The sequence below is a fragment of the Pseudomonas nitroreducens NBRC 12694 genome (assembly GCF_002091755.1).
Classification (GTDB): domain Bacteria; phylum Pseudomonadota; class Gammaproteobacteria; order Pseudomonadales; family Pseudomonadaceae; genus Pseudomonas; species Pseudomonas nitroreducens.
In genome coordinates, this window is the sequence record NZ_BDAI01000001.1 from 1,018,492 (window position 1) to 1,035,661 (window position 17,170).

Sequence of the window (17,170 nt, forward strand, 5' to 3'; positions counted from 1 at the left end):
GAAAGGTCGGGCCCTTTCTTCGCGCCGAATTCACCTGCGATTGAACCCGGCGCCGCCAATTAAGGCCTAATATGCGTCATAACTCCGCGATCAGTCGAATCAGCATGAAGCGATTTTTGCCCCGTACCGCCCTGTTGTTCATCCTCGGCGCAACAGCCTTTTCCTCGTTCGCGGCAACCACCAGCCCGAATGTATGGGACGGCCTGCAGCCTGACCGGGATCAAGTGATCGCCAGCCTCAACATCGTTGAGTTGCTAAAGCGCCATCACTACAACAAGCCGCCGCTGAACGACGAGCGCTCGGCAAAGATCTATGACAGCTACCTGAAGACGCTCGATCCGGCGCGAATGTACTTCACCCAGGCCGACATCGACCAGTTCGCGCCCTGGCGCACCCAGTTCGACGACTTCCTCAAGAGCGGCGAACTGGAGCCCGGCTTCACCATCTACAAGCGTCACCTCGACCGCCTGAAGGAGCGCCTGGACTTCGCCCTGGCCACCCTGAACAAGGGCGTCGACAAGATGGACTTCAAGACCGACGAATCGCTGGAGATCGACCGCGAGAAATCGCCCTGGGCGAAAGACAGCGCCGCGCTCGACGACCTGTGGCGCAAGAAGGTGAAGGACGAAGTCCTGCGCCTGAAGATCGCCGGCAAGGACAACAAGGCCATCCAGGAACAGCTGACCAAGCGCTACAAGAACCAGCTGATGCGCCTGGAGCAGACCCGCAGCGAAGACATCTTCCAGGCCTACATCAACGCCTTCGCGCAGACTTATGACCCGCACACGCAGTACCTGTCGCCGGACAGCGCGGAAAACTTCGACATCAACATGAGCCTCTCGCTCGAAGGCATCGGCGCCGTACTGCAGAGCGACAACGACTACGTCAAGGTCGTGCGCCTGGTACCGGCCGGCCCCGCCGAGAAGAGCAAGCAGATCGCCACTTCCGACAAGATCATCGGCGTCGCCCAGGGCAAGGGCGAGATGGTCGACGTGGTCGGCTGGCGTCTGGATGAAGTGGTCAAACTGATCCGTGGCCCGAAAGGCTCTCAGGTCCGCCTGGAAGTGATTCCGTCCACCAACGCGCCGAACGATCAGACCAGCAAGATCGTCACCATCACCCGCGAGGCGGTGAAGCTGGAAGACCAGGCGGCGAAGAAGTCGGAAATCACCATCGACCACGAAGGCAAGAACTACAAGCTGGGCATCATCGACGTGCCCGCGTTCTACCTCGACTTCAAGGCCTATCGCGCCGGCGACCCGGACTACAAGTCCACCACCCGCGACGTGAAGAAGCTCATCGCCGAGCTGCAGAAGGACAATGTCGACGGCATCGTCATCGACCTGCGCAACAACGGCGGCGGCTCCCTGCAGGAAGCCACAGAACTGACCGGCCTGTTCATCGATCAGGGCCCGACCGTGCTGGTGCGCAACAGCGACGGCCGCGTCGACGTGCTCAACGATGACGAGGGCAAGGCGTTCTACACCGGCCCGATGACCGTGCTGGTCAACCGCCTGTCCGCCTCGGCCTCGGAGATCTTCGCCGGTGCCATGCAGGACTACCACCGCGCGCTCATCGTCGGCGGCCAGACCTTCGGCAAGGGCACCGTGCAGACCATTCAGCCGCTCAACCATGGCGAGCTGAAGTTGACCCTGGCCAAGTTCTACCGCGTCTCCGGCCAGAGCACCCAGCACCAGGGCGTGATCCCCGACATCGGCTACCCGTCCATCGTCGACGACAAGGAAATCGGCGAAAGCGCCCTGCCCGACTCGATGCCGTGGGACACCATCAAGCCCGTGCTGAAGGCCCAGGCCGATCCGTTCAAGCCGTTCCTCGACCAGCTGCGCACGCGCCACGACGCGCGCACCGAGCACAACGCGGACTTCGTCTACGCCCGCGAGCGCCTCGCCCTGGCCCAGGAGTTGATGAAGGAGAAGACCGTCAGCCTCAATGAAGCCAAGCGTCGCGCCCAGCAGACCAGCATCGAGAACCGTCAGCTGGCCATGGAGAACGCCCTGCGCAAATCCAAGGGCCAGGAACCGCTCAAGGAGCTGAAGAAGGAAGACGAGAACGCCCTGCCGGAAGAGGACAAGACCAAACCGCAGGACGACGCCTACCTCACCGAGTCCGGGCACATCCTGATCGACTATCTGAACCTGAACTCCCAGGTGGCCAAACACTGATCGGATGACATCAAACAGTCATGACACTGTCGTGAAATGCACAGGGCCGGGAAACCGGCCCTTTGCATTTCCAGCCACCGAGAACCGTCATGACCGTCACCGAGCAGTTGAGCGCGCTGGACCAGATCCTCGCTCACGGCGACCTGCACTGCCTGTTCCAGCCCATCCTGTCGCTTTCGGAAAGGCGCCTGGTGGGCTACGAAGCCCTTACGCGCGGCCCTTCCAACGGCCCTCTGCACTCGCCCCTGCCGCTGTTCAGCATCGCCCGCAGCAGCGGTCGCCTGAGCCAACTGGAGCTGCTCTGCCGGCGCAAGGCCTGCGCGCGCTTTCGCGACCTCAAGCTCGAGGGCAAGCTGTTCCTCAACGTGTCGCCCGAATCCCTGCTGGAACCAACCCACCAGCCCGGCCGCACACTGCAGTTGCTGCAGACTTTCGGCATCTCGCCCAGTGACGTGGTGATCGAACTCACCGAGCAGACACCCATCGAGGATTTCACCCTCCTCGACACCGCACTTCACCACTATCGCGCCATGGGTTTTTCCATCGCCCTGGATGACCTGGGGGCGGGCTACTCCAGCCTGCGCCTGTGGTCCGAGCTTCGACCCGACTACGTGAAGATCGACCGTCACTTCATCGAAGGCATCCACCTGGATGCGGTGAAGCGCGAGTTCGTCGGCTCGATCCTGAAGATGGCCCACGCCTCCCGCGCCCAGGTGATCGCCGAAGGCATCGAGATTCCCGAAGAGCTGGCCGTGCTTTCCGAGATGGGCGTGGACCTGGTACAGGGCTACCTGCTTGGCCGCCCCAACGAAACTCCGCCCCGCGACGCTCGTGCCCTGCTACCGGAAGTGGACAGTGCTGGCGCGTTGCTGGCCGAAGATCAAGCGGACCTCGAGCCCCTGCTGCTGGAACAACCGGCGGTGCGCGACAGCACGCCCATCGCTGACGTGCTGGAGGCCTTTCGCGCCCAGGCCAACCTCAACTCCCTGGCGGTGCTCGACGGCCACGATCAACCGGTCGGCATCGTCCATCGCCATGCACTCTCGGACACCCTGCTCAAGCCGTTCGCGCCGGAGCTGTATGCGCGCAAGCCGATCAGCCGGCTGATGAGCGACGACTTCCTCGCGGTGGAACGCAGCCAGTCGCTGCAGCAGGTCAGCCGGCTGCTCACCAGCCGCGCGCGGCAACGCATCGAGGAAGACTTCATCATCACCCTGAACGGTCGCTACCTGGGGTTGGGCCGGGTGATCGACGTGCTCAAGCTGATCACCGAACTGAAGATCCGCCAGGCCCGACACGCCAACCCACTGACGCTGCTACCGGGCAATGTTCCCATCCAGCAGTGCCTGTCACGCCTGCTGCAACAGGGGCGCGAAGCGGTGGTGTGCTATGTCGACATCGACAGCTTCAAGCCCTTCAACGACCTCTACGGCTATGCCCGCGGCGATGAAGTTCTGCTGTGCCTGGCGCAGTGCCTGGGCGAGCGCGTGGACCCGACGCGGGACTTCGTCGGCCATATCGGCGGCGACGATTTCATGCTGGTGCTGGGGACGCAGGACTGGCGCGAGCGGCTCAACCACCTGCTGGAGGATTTCCAGGGCCAGTGCCGGCGCTTCTACAGCCGCGAGCACCTGGACGCGGGCTGCTTCGTCGCACACAACCGCCAGGGGTGGCGCGAGGAGTATCCGCTGCTATCCCTGTCGATCGGCGTGGTGCACGTGAAGAGTGGCGCCGGTCAGCGTCTGGACGCCAGCCAACTGGCCGGGCTGGCCTCGGAGGCCAAGCGCCATGCGAAGAACATGCCCGGCTACAGCCTGCACATTCTCACGGCAGAATGATTCAGAGCCCCAACTGGCGGGCGCGCGTCTCGTAGCGTTCGGCCTGGGCCACATCGGGTTCGAGACCGGGGCCACCACTGCGGTACAACTCGCCAAGCTTGCGGGCCGCCAGCGGATGCCCCGCTTCGGCGGCCTGCCCCCAGTAGCGCGCCGCTTCCTGCGCATCGCCGGCATGGCGGGTATCGCCCTTGAGGGATTGCACGCCCAACTGGTACGCCGCCTTGTGGTCGCCTGCAGTGGCGGCCAGGCGCAACAGGCGCAGGCCTTCCTCGCGGGCGCCAAACCCCTGTCCGCGGAACAGCAGCAGGTGGCCGTAGAAGCTCTGTGCGCCAACATCCCCCAGCGCGGCCATGCGTGCGAACTGGCCCTGCATCCAGGCCCAGGAACGCGGCTGGCGGACCATCCACGGCCACCCCATCAGGCGCCGCGCCACCGCATAGCTCAGCCGTGCACGCAGACGCCAGAACAGCTCGCGAGGCGTCGCCACGTCAGAGCTCCTCGGGGTACTCGAACTCGAACACGCGCACCACTTCCGCCGCATGCCAGCCGGCGGCAGCAGGACCATCCGGCGCACCGGAGAATCGGCCCAGGCGTTCGACATGCTCGAAGAAGCCGGTTCTGGGCAGGCGGCTGGCGCCCTGGCTGATCACCAGCGAGCTGCGTATCGGCCGCCCCGCACGGGCATCCAGCGCAGCCAGGTGTTCCAGCGCGGCGGTCAGCACGGTCATGGCCGGGGTCGGCAATTGCAGGCGCTCGATCAGCGCCCGGTAGGTGAGCAGGTGGCGCTGGCGGCGGGCGTCTTCCAGCTCGCCGAGCAGACCTTCCCAATGCTTGCGACTGATCTGCACGCTCAAGAAGCAGACTCCCCAGTGCCCAGGGCACGACGCAGGCCATGCTGGATGGCGTCGCTGGCCTCGCGCTCGCCGTTCTCTATCAGTGCCAGGTAGGACGGGCTGATGCCCACCGAGCGCGCCAGCGTTTCAATGGCGATGCCACGGGCTTCCCGCAGGGCTTTCCAGTCCGGCTTCTCGTCGAACACCGGGGACGCATCCGGTTTGACGAGCTGAGCAGCTCCGCGGCCGGCAGCCGCCAGCAGCGCCTGGTACTCAGCCCAGGGAACCACGGCGTACTCCGCTTCGCCGTCACGCATGATGACTTGAACGTTCATGACAACACTCCTTGCAGGCGGCCATCTTAACAGCCTGGCGCCGGGCTGTGCCGGCTATACTGCGGTCGCCGTCACGCCCACAAATCGGGGGAACGATTTGCAGCGCCTGATTCCACTCTGCCTGTGCCTGGCCAGCGCCCTGTGTGGCGCCGAAGAGCTGCGCTGGGGCTATTCGCCAAGCAACGGCATGCCCTATGCGGAAAGTATCGACCATGAATTGGCACCTGGCTTCATCCGCGATCTGGGGGAAGCCGTCGGACAGCGCCTGGGGCTCGAGATTCGCTTCGTGGAAACGCCGGACAAGCGCGCCGAGCCCGCCCTCGCCCAGGGCGCGATCCACCTGCTGTGCATCAACAATCCGCAGTGGATGAAGGCGCCGGAGAAACTGCACTGGTCTCCCAGCCTGTTCGAGGAAGAAGATGCCCTGGCCCAGCGGGCGGATGCGCCGCCTGTGGAGAACCTCGCGCAGCTGCACGACATCCGCATCGGCACCAGCCTGGGCTACGTCTACCCCGCCCCGCTGATGCAGGCCTTCGCCGAAGGACGGGTGAAGCGCGCCGATGTACGCGACCTGGATACACGTCTGCACATGCTCGAGGCCGGCCGCCTGGATGCATTGATCGAAATGCGCCGGCCGCTGGAGTTTCTCCTTGCCCAGCACCACGAATTGCCCGTGGCGATCCACAGTAACAACGTGCAGCACTACTCGATCCATTGCTCGTACGGCCCTGCCCTGCCGCTGCCCGCCGAGCGACTGGATGCCGTGCTGCAGGCGATGGTGAGCGACGGTTCCATCCAGCGCCTGCTCGGCGAGCAGAGCGCGCGGCTGCGTCAGAGACGCTGAATCGCTTCCGGCGGCGGCAGTTGCTTCAGGGCTTCGCGGGTTTCCACGCCCTGCGCGTCGCGCCAGACCTTGAAGGCATCGATCTCCGATTGCCAGCGACGTACCACCCAGGCCAGCACCGCCAGGTCGTCAAGGAAGCCGACGCCCAGCAGCCAGTCGGGCACCAGGTCCACGGGAGAAAGGAAATACAGCAGCGCCGCCACCACGGAAACCAGCGCCTGGGAACTGATGCCGCGGTAGTCGCCGCGCACCCAGGCCACCAGCAATTCCTGCAGCAGCTTCAGATCGGTCCTGGCCAGCTTCACTCGGCCACTCTTGCGAGCGACGGCGAACAGCAACGCAGGCACTCGCCCACCCGCGATGAAACGGCTGGCGAGCTTGAGGAAACGGTCAAATCCCGGAGGCTTTTTCATCGACTTACCTCGATAGGAAGATTCGTACAGAGCAGGTTCAGGTTATCCACCTTTCCTGTGGATAACTCTGTTGAAAGACACCCTCGATGTCGCCCAAACGCCCGCGCCACGAGGGCTGGAGACAGATCGGCGATTTTTTGTTCACCCCTACAAATGCGTTAAAAATCATGCAGTTGCGGCTAAGCGAAGGGCCCGGCAATGTCAAGGGGAGGAGATTGTTTCAACTGCGTCAAATATGTGCATAAGGGTAACACCGGAATGAAGGTTACTCCCCTTCAGACCCGACGGTCAGCGCACCGTTCCAGAGCGTTCCCCGCACAAACGAAAACGCCCCGCAGGTTACGGGGCGTTTCCACTGGTACGAAGGTACTCAGTTACTTCTTGGGCTGCTCTGCCGAAGCTTCCGGAGCCTCAGCCGCGTCAGGCTGATTCGGGTCCTTGATGGCCAGCAGTTCGAGGTCGAACACCAGAACCGAGTTGGCCGGGATGGTCGGGCTCGGGCTCTGGGCACCGTAGGCCAGTTCGCTCGGGATGAAGAGCTTGATCTTCTCGCCGACGTGCATCAGTTGCAGGGCCTCGACCCAACCCGGGATCACGCCGCCGACCGGCAGGTCGATCGGGCTGCCACGCTGGATGGAGCTGTCGAAGACAGTACCGTCGACCAGCTTGCCTTCGTAGTGAACGGTGACGACATCGGTAGCCTTGGGCTGTGCGCCGTCGGCTTTCTTCACGACTTCGTACTGCAGGCCGGACTTGGTGGTGACCACGCCCTCACGCTTGCCGTTTTCCTCGAGGAATTTCTTGCCGGCTTCCAGGGCCTCGGCGTTCTTCTTGGCAACCTGCTCTTCAGTGCGCTTCTGCAGGGCAGTGAAGGCTTCGGTCAGCTCTTCGTCGGTCAGCTTCTGCTTCTGCTTGCCGACGGCATCTTCGATACCCAGGGCGACGGCTTTCGAATCCAGGTCATTCATGCCTTCCTGGGCGAGGCTCTTGCCCATGTTCAGGCCGATGCCATAGGAAGCTTTCTGCGCAGGAGTCTTGAGTTCCACTTCGGCGGCCTGTTTGTCGCAGCCCGCGAGAACCAGGCCGACCAGCGCGATCGCTGCCGCCAACCGATGTTGTTTCATGCTGAATCCTTGTCTTTGCGCCGTCATGGCTTAAGTAATGAAGCCGCGAGCTTATCAGGCGCTCGTGGCCAGTGGCTATGGGCAATAGGAACCACTGCCGAGAGAGAAGTTCCCACAGCAAACTTATAAGAAAATTAACAGGATAAGACAGACGGCCAGCACGCAATCACGGTGATCGAAGCGGGCAACTTTGACGGGACGCTTTCGCAGGAAAGGCTTTTGCAGACAAGGAAAGGAAGGAAAAGAAAAAGCCCCCAGGTATCGCTACCTGAGGGCTTTTCAGAATGTGGCGCAGCGGACGGGACTCGAACCCGCGACCCCCGGCGTGACAGGCCGGTATTCTAACCGACTGAACTACCGCTGCGTCGGACCTCGAGTGGTGGGTGATGACGGGATCGAACCGCCGACCCTCTGCTTGTAAGGCAGATGCTCTCCCGGCTGAGCTAATCACCCTTCGTCTCGAAGTGGGGCGCATTCTACGGAGGACATTTGCACCTGGCAAGCCCCTCGATGAAAAAAATTTTCAGATGTTCCAAAGGCTTAGATGAAGAGGGGGAATGACGAAACGGGGTTGGCCTGAACCGCGCCGAACGGAATAATGGCTCCTTTGTGTCCAGGAGTTAGCCCCTCATGTGGTTCCGCAATCTGCTCGTATATCGCCTCACCCAGGATCTGCAGATCGACGCCGATGCCCTGGAAAAGGCCCTGGCCAGTAAACCGGCGCGCTCCTGCGCCAGCCAGGAGCTGACTACCTATGGTTTCTCCGCCCCCTTCGGCAAGGGCCCGGACGCGCCGCTGGTGCACGCCAGCGAGGGATTCTTCCTGATCAGTGCCCGCAAGGAAGAGCGCATCCTCCCCGGCAGCGTGGTACGTGACGCGCTCAAGGAGAAGGTCGACGAGATCGAAGCCGCACAGATGCGCAAGGTCTACAAGAAGGAACGCGACCAGCTCAAGGACGAGATCGTCCAGACTCTGCTGCCACGCGCCTTCATCCGTCGTTCCGTGACCTTCGCCGCCATCGCTCCGAGCCTGGGGCTGATCCTGGTCGATACCTCCAGCGCGAAGAAGGCCGAAGACCTGCTGTCCACCCTGCGCGAAGCGCTGGGCTCGCTGCCGGTGCGCCCGCTGACCGTGAAGACCGCACCGACCGCCACCCTGACCGAATGGGTGAAAACCCAGGAAGCCGCCGGCGACTTCTTCGTCCTCGACGAGTGCGAGCTGCGTGACACCCACGAAGACGGCGGCGTGGTGCGCTGCAAGCGCCAGGATCTGACCAGCGAGGAAATCCAGCTGCACCTGACCGCCGGCAAGCTGGTTACCCAGCTGTCCCTGGCCTGGTCCGACAAGCTGTCCTTCGTCCTCGACGACAAGGTCGCGATCAAGCGCCTGCGCTTCGAAGACATGCTGCAGGAGAAGGCGGAGCAGGACGGCGGCGAAGACGCCCTCGGCCAGCTCGACGCCAGCTTCACCCTGATGATGCTGACCTTCGCCGAATTCCTTCCAGCGCTGATCGAAGCGCTCGGTGGCGAAGCGATGCCTGAAGGCATCTGATGCCGTGACAGGCGCCGCGTCCTCGCGGCGCCTGTCCTGACAATAAGGCCCACATAAAAAGAAGGACGGCCCATGCGTGCTCTCATCCTGCTCAGCCGCTTCATGGGCAACACCTTCGCCCTCTGGGTGCTGCTCTTCGCCATTCTGGCGTTCTTCATCCCCTCACTCTTCACTCCGCTCACCGTCGCCATCGTCCCCATGCTCGGCGTGGTGATGTTCGGCATGGGCCTGACGCTCAAGGTCGAGGACTTCGCCGAAGTCGCCCGGCACCCGTGGCGCGTCACCCTCGGTGTGATCGCCCACTTCGTGATCATGCCCGGCATGGCCTGGCTGCTCTGCCAACTGATGCACCTGCCGCCGGAAATCGCCGTGGGCGTGATCCTGGTCGGCTGCTGCCCCAGCGGTACCGCTTCCAACGTGATGACCTGGCTCTCGCGCGGCGATCTGGCGCTTTCCGTGGCCATCGCCGGTGTGACCACCCTCCTCGCCCCGCTGCTGACTCCGGCGCTGATCTGGCTGCTGGCCTCGGCCTGGCTACCGGTGTCCTTCGGCGCGCTGTTCTGGTCGATCCTGCAGGTCGTCGTGGTACCCATCGTCCTCGGCATCGTCGCTCAGCGCATGCTCGGGGCGCGAGTTCGTCACGTGGTCGATGTGCTGCCGCTGATCTCGGTGATTTCCATCGTGATCATCGTCGCCGCCGTGGTCGCGGCCAGCCAGGCGAAGATCGCCGAATCCGGCCTGCTGATCATGGCCGTGGTGATCCTGCACAACGGTTTCGGCTTCCTGCTCGGCTACTTCACCGCCAAGGTCTTCGGGCTGCCGCTGGCGCAGCGCAAATCGCTGGCGCTGGAAGTCGGCATGCAGAACTCCGGGCTTGGCGCCGCGCTGGCCAGTGCGCACTTCTCGCCGCTGGCGGCCGTACCCAGCGCGCTGTTCAGCGTCTGGCACAACATTTCCGGCGCTACGCTTTCCACCTGGTTCCGACGCATGTCCGATGAGCCACCCGTCCAGAAAGAAGCCCCGCAATAGGGCAACCTCCCGCGCCGGGTTGCCCGGCGCACCGCTTTTGTGCAAAATAATGCACATTGTGAGGACGACCTCACCACCTTCCGGTGCTCCAGCGGGGACGGCCCTCCATTCCATCCACCGTCTGGAGAGTTCCATGTCCTGGATCATTCTGTTCGTCGCCGGCCTGTTCGAAGTGGGCTGGGCTGTCGGCCTGAAATACACCGAAGGCTTCACCCGACCGATACCGACCATCCTCACCGTGCTGGCGATCATCACCAGCATGGGCCTGCTTGGCCTGGCCATGAGGAATCTGCCCCTGGGCACCGCCTACGCCATCTGGACCGGTGTCGGCGCTGTCGGCACCGTCATCGTCGGGATCGTGCTGTTCGGCGAGTCCATGGCGCCGGTACGCCTGCTCAGCGTTGCGCTGATCCTGTGCGGACTGGTCGGACTGAAAATGAGCCACTGACGCTGTATCGGTTCTCGATACCGGCGGGTTGTCGCTTTCCCGAAAATTTGTCGGTATGCTGCGGGCCACTGTGTTTGCTTGGGTCACTGTGGCTCGTGACCTGGTGGGGCCATTCCCCACCACCCGGCTTCGACTGCACCTTGCAACTCAGGACGAGCGCGGACCTTTCCGCAAAACAATATTCAATTGTTCAAGGTGTATCTCCATGTCGAATCGTCAGACCGGCACCGTCAAGTGGTTCAATGACGCCAAGGGCTTCGGCTTCATCACTCCGGAAAGCGGCAACGATGTCTTCGTGCACTTCCGCTCCATCCAGGGCACCGGCTTCAAGTCGCTGCAGGAAGGCCAGAAGGTCTCCTTCATCGTGGTTGAAGGCCAGAAGGGCCTGCAGGCTGACGAAGTTCAGGTCATCTGAACCGCGACACGCCCATGAAAAAGCCCCGGCATTGCCGGGGCTTTTTCTTTGCCGCCAATAAAGTCAGCGCGCCGCGCCGCGCAGCATCGCGACCTGCTCCTGCAGCGCCAGGCGCCTGGCCTCTTCCGGTGCCACCGGTTGACCAGCCACCAGGCACACCCGCGACCACAGCCGGCGGAAGAAGCCCTTCTGCGGGTCACGGCTGAAGAAGCTGCCCCACAGGCCCTGCAACGCCATCGGGATCACCGGCACCGGCGTCTCCTCGATGATGCGCTCCACGCCGCCGCGGAACTCGTTCATCTCGCCATCCAGGGTCAGCATGCCCTCGGGGAAGATGCACACCAGCTCTCCTTCTCGCAGGTACTCGGCGACTTTGGCGAAAGCCTTTTCGTAGGTCTCCGGATCCTCGTTACGCCCGGCGATCGGCACCGCGCCGGCCGTACGGAAGATGAAATTGAGCACCGGGATGCGGAAGATCTTGTAGTACATGACAAAGCGCACCGGGCGCCGCACCGAACCCGCAATCAGCAGCGCATCGACGAAGGACACGTGGTTGCACACCAGCACCGCGGGGCCTTCGTCGGGGATGGCTTCAAGGTTGCGATGGTCGACTCGGTACATCGAATGGGTCAGCAGCCAGACCAGGAAGCGCATGGTGAACTCGGGCACGATCTTGAAGATGTAGACGTTCACCGCGACGTTCATCAGCGAGAGCACGAGGAACAGCTCGGGGATCGTCAGCTTCGCCACCGACAGCAGCAGGATCGAGACGATCGCCGCCACCACCATGAATAGCGCATTGAGGATGTTGTTCGCCGCGATCACCCGCGCGCGCTTGTCTTCCTCGGTGCGCGCCTGGATCAGTGCGTACAGCGGCACGATGTAGAAGCCGCCGAAGATACCGATGCCGAGGATATCCGCCAGCACAGCCCAGGACTGCGAGTGCTCCAGCACGGCCAGCCAGTTGTAGGGCTGCGCGCCCTGCGGGAAGCCGCCCGAATGCCACCACAGGAGGATGCCGAACAGGCTCAGGCCGATGGAGCCGAAGGGCACCAGGCCGATTTCCACCTTCTTGCCGGAAAGCTTTTCGCAAAGCATCGAGCCCAGCGCGATGCCCACCGAGAACACGGTGAGGATCAGCGTCACCACGCTCTCGTCGCCATGCAGCAGTTCCTTGGCGTAGGTCGGGATCTGCGTCAGGTAGACCGCGCCGAGGAACCAGAACCAGGAGTTGCCCACCAGCGAGCGCGACACCGCCGGGCGCTGGCGCAGACCGAGCAGGAGGATGCTCCAGGACTGGCGGAAGATGTTCCAGTCGACCTTCAGGTCCGGCAGCGCAGCTGCCGCACGGGGAATGTTGCGGCTGGCGAGGAAACCGCAGACAGCCACCAGCACCACGGCGATGCCGACGCCGGCCGCATAGTCCTGCCGCGACATCAGCACGCCGGCGCCGATGGTGCCGCAGAGGATGGCGAGGAAGGTGCCCATTTCCACCAGGGCGTTGCCGCCAACCAGTTCGTCCTCGCGCAGGTGTTGCGGCAGGATCGAGTACTTCACCGGGCCGAACAGCGCCGAGTGCGTGCCCATGGCGAACAGCGCGAGGAACAGCAGCGGCAGGCTGCCGAACACGAAGCCCGCGGCGCCCACCGCCATGATCACGATCTCGGCCAGCTTCAGCGCGCGCATCAGCGCGTCCTTGTTGAACTTCTCGCCGAACTGGCCGCCCAGGGCGGAGAACAGGAAGAACGGCAGGATGAACAACAGCGCGCAGAGGTTGACCAGCAGGTTGCGGTCACCGCCGACGGTGAGATGGTAGAGGATCGCCAGGATCAGCGACTGTTTGAAGATGTTGTCGTTGAACGCACCCAGCAGCTGGGTAATGAAGAAGGGCAGGAATCGCTTGGTGCCCAGCAGGGCGAATTGCGAGTGTTGAGACATCGTCCTTGTTTACCTGCGTAGCGGCCTTGAGCCGGAATGACAGCACGGATATGACGGCAACAGCGTGAAGAAAAGCCACATTTTCCGCACAAATCCATTCGAACGCCGTAATCCGTGCAAGAAAAAGCCCGTCGCGAAGGACGGGTTTTTCAATGAGCCGGGAAGACGTCAGAAGCCGACGCTGCCCTGCACGTAGAAAGTGCGCGGCTCGCCCAGGTAAATCCCGGCGTTGTTGTCGCTGGAACGGGTGTAGTTCATCTGGTCGAAGATGTTCTTCACCCCGGCGGCGACTTTCAGGTTCGACGCCTGCGGGCCGAAGTCGTAGCCCACGCGGGCGTTCCACAGCACGTAGCCGGGGATGTCGCCGTACTGGCCATCGGCGCTCGGCTCGGTGATGTAGTTGCCGGTGAAGCTGCCGTTGGAGTTGGTGGTCGGGCCGGGCGCGCGCTGCCCCGACTGGGCGAAGCCGTCGACGTTGTAGGTCCAGCGGTCATGCTCGTAGCGCAGGCCGATGGTCGCCACCTGGCGCGAGTACAGCGGCAGGTCGCGGCCCTTGAACGACGGGATCTCACCTTCGTAGGTAGCGCGGGTATAGGTGAAGGTGCCGTAGGCAGTCAGGCCGGCGAGTACCGGGTCCAGCGCAGCCATGTCGTAGTGCGCGGAGGTCTCGATGCCCTGGTGCTTGGTGGCGCCCAGGTTGGTCCAGCCCACGTCGTTGCTGATGTACTGCAGCTCATCGTCGAAGTCGATGTAGAACAGCGTGACTTCGCCACCCCAGGTGCCGTTGTCGTAGCGCGTGCCCACTTCGTAGGTCTTCGCCTTCTCGGGCTGCAGGCCGCTGGCGGTGTCGTTGCCGCTGCCGCCCTGGCCGAGCTGGAAGTATTGCAGGCTGCCGAAGGAGGTCTCGTAGTTGGCGAACAGCTTCCACTCGTCCGACAGGTGATACATCACCGCGAGCGCCGGCAGCGGCTCGTTGTAGTCCTTGCTGCGGTTCTTCTCCTGGACCGGCTTGCCCTTGTTGTCGAGGACCGGGCGCTCGTGCCAGTCAGTGGAGATGCGCTCGAAGCGGATGCCCGGGGTAACGGTCCAGTTGCCCACGTCGATCTTGTCGTCGAGGTAGAGGGAGTTCGCCTCGGTACCGCCTGTGCGGTCCTGGTAGGTGTGGCCGTCGGCGCCGGGTATCGGCGTCGGGATGTTGTTCACCAGGCCGACCTGGCTGGCGCGCTCGTGCATCGCCTCCTTCAGGTAGCGATAGCCGATGCTGGCTTCCTGGGTGGTCGGGCCGACCATGAAGATCTTCGACACGCGTGGCTCGATACCGAAGGTGTGGTAGTCGCGCGGGTAGGACGCCAGGGTCTTGAGGTCGCGGTTGGCGATGTTGCTGCCACGGAAGCTGTCGCTGTAGTAGGTCAGCACTTCGACCTGGGTGAGGTCGTCGATCTGCCGCTTGTACTTTAGCGAGACGTCCTTGCGACGACCGGTGAAGTTGTCGTAGTCGCGCACCGACTGGTACGGGTCCTTGTCGAACTGCGCCTGGGTCAGGCCACCGGGCATGTCGGCGCTGCCGTCGTAGTAGTGGAAGTTGGCGGAGAACTCGTCGACATCGGTGGGCGCCCAGTGGGTCTTGAACATCACGTCGTCGATGTCGGTGGCGTCGTTGCCGTCGCGGTAGCCCGCGCCCTTCACGCCCGAATACAGCAGTGCAGCGCCCATGCCGTTGTCGGCGGTACCGCCGAGGAAGGCGTTGTAGAGCTTCTTCCAGCCGCCGTGGGAAGCGGTTTCTACGGTGCTGCCGACGTCGCCGGAGAACTCCTTGGGAATCGCCCGGGTGACGAAGTTGATCACCCCGCCGACGTTCTGCGGTCCATAGCGCACGGAACCGGCGCCACGTACGACGTCGACGCTGTCGAGGTTGCCCACCGACAGCGGGAACATCGACAGCTGCGGCTGGCCATAGGGCGCCACGGCGGCCGGGACGCCATCGATGAGTACGGTGGAGCGTGGCGACAGGCGCGAGGTCAGGCCGCGCACGCCGACGTTGAGGGAAACATCGCTGCCGCCGGTGCCGTTGTTGTCCTGCACCTGCACGCCGGGAATACCGCGCAGCACGTCGCGTACGTTCTGCGCGCCCTCTTCGATCATCTGCTCGCGGCGTACCACGGTGCGCGCGCCGGGGTGGTTCTGCACAACCTGCTGGTCGGCCTCGCCGAGCCAGTCACCGACGACGGTGACGGTCTCCAGTTCCCTGGTGTCTTCTTCGGCCTGCGCCGGCAGCAGCGGCGTGGCCAGGGCAACGGCGATCGCCAGGCGCGACCACGAACGAACGTGCGACATGCTCCCCCTCCCCGGGTACTTCGTGAAGGGGTGGCAAATTAAAGCCGAATGTAAATTTTGTAAATGCAAATGTATCGCAAATGAAAAAATATTCCGATTGACTCAGATTCTCTTTCCGTCGTATCGAACGATCGCTCAATGGCGTGTCGATAAAAAAGCCGGCCCCCCATCAAGGGCAAGGTTCTTCAGGGGAATACGGCAGAAACGTCAGGCCTGGCGGAGCGACCGCGCGCAGGCCTGGCGATACTCGCCAGGGCCGACCCCATAGGCCTGCTTGAACTGCCGGCTGAGGTGGCTTTGATCGGCGAAGCCCAGTTGCATGGCCACGTTCACCGGCATGCAGCCCTGCTTGAGCAGCGCCCTCGCCTGTTCCAGCCGACGCTGCTTGAGCCAGGCATGGGGCGGCAGGCCAGTGGCCTTGCGGAACACGCGGGCAAAGTGGAACGGAGAAAGCCCGACGGCGGCGGCCAGTTCCTCCAGCGACGGCGGCTCCAGCAAGCGCGAGCCAAGCAGCTCGCGGGCCCGCGCCACCGCCACCGGTTCATTGCCCGCGGGCTGCGCCTCGGGAATCCGCCCGTGGCGCTGGAACAGCAACAGCAGCGCCTCGCGCCAGCAGGTCTGGCGCTGCAGCACAGTAGCGTCGGAATCCGCCAGCCGGTGCGCGGCGAACAGCGCCTGCACCAGTTCCGGATCATTCACCACGCTGGCAGCGAAAGACGGCGTGCCGCCCTTGCCCAGCTCCAGCTCCTCCAGCACGCCGGAAACCTGCGCCAGCTCCGGATAGAAACCACGGTAGCGCCAGCCGGCCTCGTCGGCCTTGGAGCCGGTGTGGACCTCGTCGGGGTTGATCAGCACTACGCTGCCGGCCGGAGCGAAGTGCTCGGCACCGCGATGGTGAAAGCGCTGCGCCCCCTGCTCGATCATGACGAAGGCGAAGCCTTCATGGACGTGGGGCGAGAACACCTGCTCGATGTAGCGTGCGTGCAGCAGCTCGACGCCGCCCAGTTCCTGGGCGCGCCAGAAGCGGGTGCGTTCGCCGCTTGCGTGGTCTTCTGCCATGTACCACTCCCGTCAAGGGACTCTTTGTATGCCGTGCCCTGCCGGCATATCAGCCATTACTGGAAAATGGCGTCCGGGCTGTCCCTCACCCCAGCCCTGGCTACGCGCCCCGCTCAGAGGGAGAGGGAGCCGTCTGCGCCGGCTGACACAATAGTTTCCTCCTGCGCCGAACAGTCCCCTCTCCCTTGGGGAGAGGGTTAGGGTGAGGGGGCAAGCGGTGCAGAGTATCACTCAGCCGACGAAACCGGCTTCCAGCGCGGCCTTCACCTGTGGCCATTCCTGGTCGGTGATGCTGTACAGAATGGTGTCGTCGAGCCGCCCGCCAGCCAGGCGCCGATGGTTGCGCAACACACCCTCGCGCACCGCGCCGAGCTTCTCGATGGCGCGCTGGGAGCGCTCATTGCTGGCGGCGGTCTTGAACTGCACGCGGACCATCTTCCAGCTGTCGAAGGCATGGCGCAGCATCAGGTACTTCATGGTGGCGTTGAGGCCGCTGCCGTGCTGGGCCTGGTCCAGCCAGGTGGCGCCGATCTCGCAGGCCGGCAGCGCCGGGAGGAAGTCCATGAAGCGCGTGGTGCCGACGATCTGGTTGCCCAGGCGCACCACCAGCGGCAGGGCGCGGCCCTCGCGCTGGTCGGCCAGCCCCTGGCGGTACCAGTCCGGGCGTCCAGGCGCGCTCATGAACTGCAGGACCTCGCGGTTCTGCTCCGCCAGCGTCACCAGGTCCGGTACGTCGGCCTCCACCATGGGCTCCAGGCGCAGGGCCCCGCGCTGCAAGGTGATGGGTAACGGTCTGAACATGGCGCCCTCCTCGACACACGACGCA

15 protein-coding genes, 2 tRNA genes and 1 pseudogene are annotated in these 17,170 nt (G+C 63.7%); 7 read left to right on the forward strand and 11 right to left on the reverse strand.

Going from position 1 to position 17,170, the window contains the following annotated elements; all coding sequences use genetic code 11:
* The first annotated feature begins 104 nt into the window (after positions 1–104).
* Together PNI01S_RS04810 and PNI01S_RS04815 are read left to right on the forward strand one after the other, a co-directional pair.
* Positions 105–2,183 (forward strand): carboxy terminal-processing peptidase, encoded by a 2,079-nt coding sequence (locus PNI01S_RS04810; protein WP_024763425.1) that lies wholly within the window; start codon positions 105–107, stop codon positions 2,181–2,183.
* A gap of 89 nt (positions 2,184–2,272) precedes the next feature.
* Positions 2,273–4,021 (forward strand): bifunctional diguanylate cyclase/phosphodiesterase, encoded by a 1,749-nt coding sequence (locus PNI01S_RS04815; protein WP_084357518.1) that lies wholly within the window; start codon positions 2,273–2,275, stop codon positions 4,019–4,021.
* A 1-nt stretch (position 4,022) separates the two neighbouring features.
* Here PNI01S_RS04815 and PNI01S_RS04820 read toward each other — a convergent pair whose 3' ends face one another.
* From PNI01S_RS04820 to PNI01S_RS04830, 3 genes are all read right to left on the reverse strand, one after another.
* A complete protein-coding gene (locus PNI01S_RS04820; protein ID WP_226046613.1) occupies positions 4,023–4,439 on the reverse strand; it encodes a tetratricopeptide repeat protein in 417 nt (138 codons plus the stop codon).
* Positions 4,440–4,509: 70 nt separating this feature from the next.
* Entirely contained in the window at positions 4,510–4,875 is a 366-nt protein-coding gene (locus tag PNI01S_RS04825; protein ID WP_024763424.1) for a hypothetical protein, read from the reverse strand.
* On the reverse strand, positions 4,872–5,189 hold the full coding sequence (locus tag PNI01S_RS04830) for a helix-turn-helix domain-containing protein (protein WP_024763423.1): 318 nt from the start codon (positions 5,187–5,189) through the stop codon (positions 4,872–4,874). The genes PNI01S_RS04825 and PNI01S_RS04830 overlap by 4 nt, the downstream gene beginning before the upstream one ends.
* 97 nt (positions 5,190–5,286) lie before the next feature.
* Here PNI01S_RS04830 and PNI01S_RS04835 point away from each other — a divergent pair, with 97 nt between their 5' ends.
* Positions 5,287–6,033 carry a substrate-binding periplasmic protein gene (locus PNI01S_RS04835; RefSeq protein WP_037009232.1) on the forward strand — a complete coding sequence of 249 codons (747 nt, stop codon included), beginning with the start codon at positions 5,287–5,289 and terminating at the stop codon, positions 6,031–6,033.
* On the opposite strand, the gene PNI01S_RS04840 is transcribed toward PNI01S_RS04835, so the two are convergent.
* The 4 genes from PNI01S_RS04840 to PNI01S_RS04855 form a co-directional block, all read right to left on the reverse strand.
* Positions 6,021–6,446 (reverse strand): YkvA family protein, encoded by a 426-nt coding sequence (locus tag PNI01S_RS04840; protein ID WP_024763421.1) that lies wholly within the window; start codon positions 6,444–6,446, stop codon positions 6,021–6,023. The two genes, PNI01S_RS04835 and PNI01S_RS04840, sit on opposite strands and share 13 nt — an antisense overlap.
* A gap of 374 nt (positions 6,447–6,820) precedes the next feature.
* Entirely contained in the window at positions 6,821–7,570 is a 750-nt protein-coding gene (gene bamJ, locus PNI01S_RS04845) for a BamJ family beta-barrel-assembly machinery protein (protein ID WP_024763420.1), read from the reverse strand.
* 287 nt (positions 7,571–7,857) lie between these two features.
* Positions 7,858–7,934: transfer RNA gene (locus PNI01S_RS04850), tRNA-Asp, on the reverse strand.
* Between the two features lie 13 nt (positions 7,935–7,947).
* A tRNA-Val gene (locus PNI01S_RS04855) sits at positions 7,948–8,023 on the reverse strand.
* A 177-nt stretch (positions 8,024–8,200) separates the two neighbouring features.
* Between PNI01S_RS04855 and rdgC the strand changes: the two genes are divergently transcribed.
* From rdgC to PNI01S_RS04875, 4 genes are all read left to right on the forward strand, one after another.
* The gene (gene rdgC / locus PNI01S_RS04860) at positions 8,201–9,121 is read left to right on the forward strand and encodes a recombination-associated protein RdgC (protein ID WP_024763419.1); all 921 of its coding nucleotides are present in this window, start codon (positions 8,201–8,203) and stop codon (positions 9,119–9,121) included.
* Between the two features lie 72 nt (positions 9,122–9,193).
* The gene (locus PNI01S_RS04865) at positions 9,194–10,150 is read left to right on the forward strand and encodes a bile acid:sodium symporter family protein (RefSeq protein WP_084357519.1); all 957 of its coding nucleotides are present in this window, start codon (positions 9,194–9,196) and stop codon (positions 10,148–10,150) included.
* Between the two features lie 133 nt (positions 10,151–10,283).
* Positions 10,284–10,598, forward strand: a complete 315-nt coding sequence (gene sugE / locus PNI01S_RS04870) for a quaternary ammonium compound efflux SMR transporter SugE (RefSeq protein ID WP_024763417.1) — start codon at positions 10,284–10,286, stop codon at positions 10,596–10,598.
* Positions 10,599–10,803: 205 nt separating this feature from the next.
* Positions 10,804–11,013, forward strand: coding sequence for a cold-shock protein (locus PNI01S_RS04875; RefSeq protein WP_024763416.1), 210 nt, complete (start codon positions 10,804–10,806; stop codon positions 11,011–11,013).
* 63 nt (positions 11,014–11,076) lie between these two features.
* Here PNI01S_RS04875 and PNI01S_RS04880 read toward each other — a convergent pair whose 3' ends face one another.
* The 4 genes and pseudogenes from PNI01S_RS04880 to PNI01S_RS04895 form a co-directional block, all read right to left on the reverse strand.
* Positions 11,077–12,951 (reverse strand): MFS transporter, encoded by a 1,875-nt coding sequence (locus PNI01S_RS04880; protein WP_038803305.1) that lies wholly within the window; start codon positions 12,949–12,951, stop codon positions 11,077–11,079.
* A gap of 168 nt (positions 12,952–13,119) precedes the next feature.
* Positions 13,120–15,285: a TonB-dependent receptor family protein gene (locus PNI01S_RS04885; protein WP_084357520.1), complete on the reverse strand. Its 2,166-nt coding sequence runs from the start codon at positions 15,283–15,285 to the stop codon at positions 13,120–13,122.
* Between the two features lie 207 nt (positions 15,286–15,492).
* Positions 15,493–16,344: a helix-turn-helix transcriptional regulator gene (locus PNI01S_RS04890; RefSeq protein WP_065085974.1), complete on the reverse strand. Its 852-nt coding sequence runs from the start codon at positions 16,342–16,344 to the stop codon at positions 15,493–15,495.
* Between the two features lie 231 nt (positions 16,345–16,575).
* Positions 16,576–17,162 (reverse strand): annotated as a pseudogene (locus PNI01S_RS04895) (GNAT family N-acetyltransferase).
* Between the last annotated feature and the right edge of the window lie 8 nt (positions 17,163–17,170).

Bases quoted from the DNA above. Each gene is read 5' to 3' on its own strand.
- PNI01S_RS04810 (WP_024763425.1), top strand. From the start codon at position 105: ATGAAGCGATTTTTGCCCCGTACCGCCCTGTTGTTCATCCTCGGCGCA.
- PNI01S_RS04815 (WP_084357518.1), top strand. From the start codon at position 2,273: ATGACCGTCACCGAGCAGTTGAGCGCGCTGGACCAGATCCTCGCTCAC.
- PNI01S_RS04820 (WP_226046613.1), bottom strand. From the start codon at position 4,439: ATGGGGTGGCCGTGGATGGTCCGCCAGCCGCGTTCCTGGGCCTGGATG.
- PNI01S_RS04830 (WP_024763423.1), bottom strand. From the start codon at position 5,189: ATGAACGTTCAAGTCATCATGCGTGACGGCGAAGCGGAGTACGCCGTG.
- PNI01S_RS04840 (WP_024763421.1), bottom strand. From the start codon at position 6,446: ATGAAAAAGCCTCCGGGATTTGACCGTTTCCTCAAGCTCGCCAGCCGT.
- bamJ (WP_024763420.1), bottom strand. From the start codon at position 7,570: ATGAAACAACATCGGTTGGCGGCAGCGATCGCGCTGGTCGGCCTGGTT.
- rdgC (WP_024763419.1), top strand. From the start codon at position 8,201: ATGTGGTTCCGCAATCTGCTCGTATATCGCCTCACCCAGGATCTGCAG.
- PNI01S_RS04865 (WP_084357519.1), top strand. From the start codon at position 9,194: ATGCGTGCTCTCATCCTGCTCAGCCGCTTCATGGGCAACACCTTCGCC.
- sugE (WP_024763417.1), top strand. From the start codon at position 10,284: ATGTCCTGGATCATTCTGTTCGTCGCCGGCCTGTTCGAAGTGGGCTGG.
- PNI01S_RS04875 (WP_024763416.1), top strand. From the start codon at position 10,804: ATGTCGAATCGTCAGACCGGCACCGTCAAGTGGTTCAATGACGCCAAG.
- PNI01S_RS04880 (WP_038803305.1), bottom strand. From the start codon at position 12,951: ATGTCTCAACACTCGCAATTCGCCCTGCTGGGCACCAAGCGATTCCTG.
- PNI01S_RS04885 (WP_084357520.1), bottom strand. From the start codon at position 15,285: ATGTCGCACGTTCGTTCGTGGTCGCGCCTGGCGATCGCCGTTGCCCTG.
- PNI01S_RS04890 (WP_065085974.1), bottom strand. From the start codon at position 16,344: ATGGCAGAAGACCACGCAAGCGGCGAACGCACCCGCTTCTGGCGCGCC.